The sequence below is a fragment of the uncultured Capnocytophaga sp. genome, from assembly GCF_937936315.1.
Taxonomy (GTDB): Bacteria; Bacteroidota; Bacteroidia; order Flavobacteriales; family Flavobacteriaceae; genus Capnocytophaga.
Window position 1 is genome coordinate 1 of sequence record NZ_CALGWU010000012.1, and the last position, 2,981, is coordinate 2,981.

The following is a 2,981-nucleotide window of genomic DNA, read 5'->3' on the forward strand; positions in this document are numbered from 1 at the left end:
ATAATATAAATTATGGCTACATTTGATGCAGCGCGTAATCTGCGTTTGATTTATATTTTTGCGATAGCTGACGAACAGCATAAAGATTGTGTAAAAATAGGAGAGACTACTTTTAATGAAGAAGGGGATTTACCTTCTGCTAATAGCGAGGTGCTTAATGAAGTGGCTCATAAACGCATTAGGCAGTATACCCAAACAGCAGGTATCACCTACCAACTGTTGCATACTGAACTAACTGCCTACCTAAGCGGTGGGGAAGTAAAATCATTTAATGACAAGGAGGTTCACTCTGTATTAGAACGCTCAGGAGTAAAGAAAAAAGCTTTCAAAGGGGCTACTGAATGGTTTTGCTGTGATCTTGAAACTGCTAAAAAAGCTATTGCTGCCGTAAAACAAAGCAGAAAAAGTCTGAAAGCAGAGGATGTTACTACTACTCAAAATCCTATTATTTTTCGACCCGAGCAAGCCGATGCTATAGAACGTACTGAAAAGCAGTTTAAAAAAGGGTCGCAGATGCTATGGAATGCTAAAATGCGTTTTGGGAAAACACTCTGTGCACTACAAGTAGCTAAAGACTTACAAATGAAGCGTACCCTTATCGTAACCCACCGCCCAGTAGTAGATGCTGGTTGGTATGAGGATTTTAGGAAAATCTTCTATAATAGTCCTAATTATTACTATGGTTCTAGAGCTAAAGGAGAAAATGATTTTGCTTCATTGGAAAAACTTGCAAACGAAGGGGGTAATTATGTGTATTTTGCCTCAATGCAAGATATGCGGGGATCTAAAGAAGTAGGGGGTAAATTTGACAAAAACAATGAGCTTTTCTCTACTACTTGGGACTTTTTGATAGTAGATGAGGCACACGAAGGTACTCAAACTGAATTAGGACAATCCGTGATTACGCACCTAAAAGGTACAGACACTAAAGTATTGCGCCTTTCGGGTACTCCTTTTAATCTGCTTGATGACCACAAGGAAGAGGAAATTTTTACGTGGGATTATGTGATGGAGCAAAAAGCTAAGATAGATTGGGAAATTACACACTTGGGAGATGCTAATCCCTATGCCTCTCTGCCTGCTATTCATATTTACACCTACGATTTAGGACGATTAATGAGCGACTATAGCGACGATGAAAAAGCCTTTAACTTCCGTGAATTTTTCCGCACTTACGACAATGGAGATTTTGTTCACGATAAAGATATAGACAAATTTCTCAACTTGCTTTGTAACAACAGCGAGAGCTTTTACCCTTATGCCAATGATAATTTCCGCAAAATCTTTCGTCATACTCTTTGGATTCTCCCTGGTGTAAAAGCTGCCAAAGCCCTCAGTGCTAAGTTGCAAAACCACCCTACATTCGGAGCTTTCAAAGTAGTGAATGTAGCAGGTGATGGCGATGAAGAAGAAGAAAGTCGCGATGCTTTGGAATTGGTAAACAAAGCTATTGGCGAAGATTCTGACCAAACTTATACTATTACTCTTTCGTGTGGGCGTCTCACTACAGGGGTGAGTATCAAGCCTTGGACGGGGGTCTTTATGATGGCAGGGGCTTATAGTACCTCAGCTGCAAGCTATATGCAAACAATCTTCCGCGTGCAAACTCCCTACACTCATAACGGGCGGATGAAAACCGACTGTTATGCTTTTGATTTTGCTCCTGACCGAACATTGCGCGTATTAGCTGAAAGTGCTAAAGTATCGGCTAAAGCAGGCAAACAAACAGAAGAAGATCGCAAAATATTAGGCGACTTTTTGAACTTCTGCCCCATAATAGCTATTGAAGGCAGCCAAATGAAGCCCTATGATGTAAAAACAATGATGGGGCAACTGAAGCGAGCTCAGATAGAAAAAGTAGTGCAAGGTGGTTTTGAAGATGGGGCTCTCTATAATGATGAATTGCTTAAACTTACTGAAGTAGAACTCAAAGATTTTACCGATTTGAAGGCTGCTATAGGGAAGACTAAAGCGATGCCACAATTGGGTGATATTGACATCAATAAACAAGGCCTTACTAACGAACAATATGCCGAAAAAGAACGGCTTGAGAAAAAGAAGAAAAAAGACCTTACCACTGAAGAAACTGAACGTTTAGAGCAACTCAAAGCTCTTGGTAGTCAGCGGCGTGAGGCTATTGCTATCCTACGAGGAATTTCTATTCGTATGCCCTTGTTGCTTTATGGCGCAGAAATAAAGGAAGATGAAGATAAAGAACTTGCGCTTGATAATTTTGAAAATCTTGTAGACGACACCTCGTGGGAGGAATTTATGCCACGTGGAGTAAGCAAAGAAGTTTTTAGGCGTTTTAAGCGTTATTACGACCCCGATATTTTTCGAGAAGCTGGCAAGCGTATACGCGAAATGGCACGTATGGCAGATAAGTTTACCATAGAGGAGCGCATCAGTAGAATAGCAGCTATCTTTGCTACCTTTCGCAACCCTGATAAGGAAACCGTACTTACTCCTTGGCGGGTAGTAAATAGGCATCTATCGGATTGCTTAGGAGGTTACTGCTTTATGGATGAAGCTTTTCAGCAGCCCTTAGATGTGCCGCGCTATATAACGCAACAAGGGGTAACAGAGGAAGTATTTACATCTAAGAGTGTGATTTTGGAAATCAACTCGAAAAGTGGGTTATATCCTTTGTATGCTGCCTATAATATCTACCGCTCTCGTATAGAAGAAGCTAAAAAAAAGTACGGAGAGGAGGTAGGCAGACAATTAGCCTTGCAATTATGGGATCTGACCCTTGAAGAGAATATATTGGTAGTATGTAAAACCCCAATGGCACGCAGTATAACCAAACGTACTTTAGCAGGCTTTAGAGAGACCCCAGTGCACGCCGAATACTATTGCGACCTTATTGAAAACCTCACCCAGAAGCCCGAAAGCGTAATAAACACCCTGCTCAGTGGCAAATTTTGGCATTTTAACAACAAAAAAAATATGAAGATAGACGCTATTATAGGAAATCCACC

1 protein-coding gene is annotated in these 2,981 nt (G+C 40.9%); it reads left to right on the top strand.

Annotated elements, in window-relative coordinates; all coding sequences use genetic code 11:
- Positions 1-12: 12 nt before the first annotated feature.
- On the top strand, positions 13-2,981 hold a 2,969-nt coding region (locus tag Q0162_RS01860; RefSeq protein ID WP_297888221.1), incomplete at its 3' end, for a DEAD/DEAH box helicase family protein.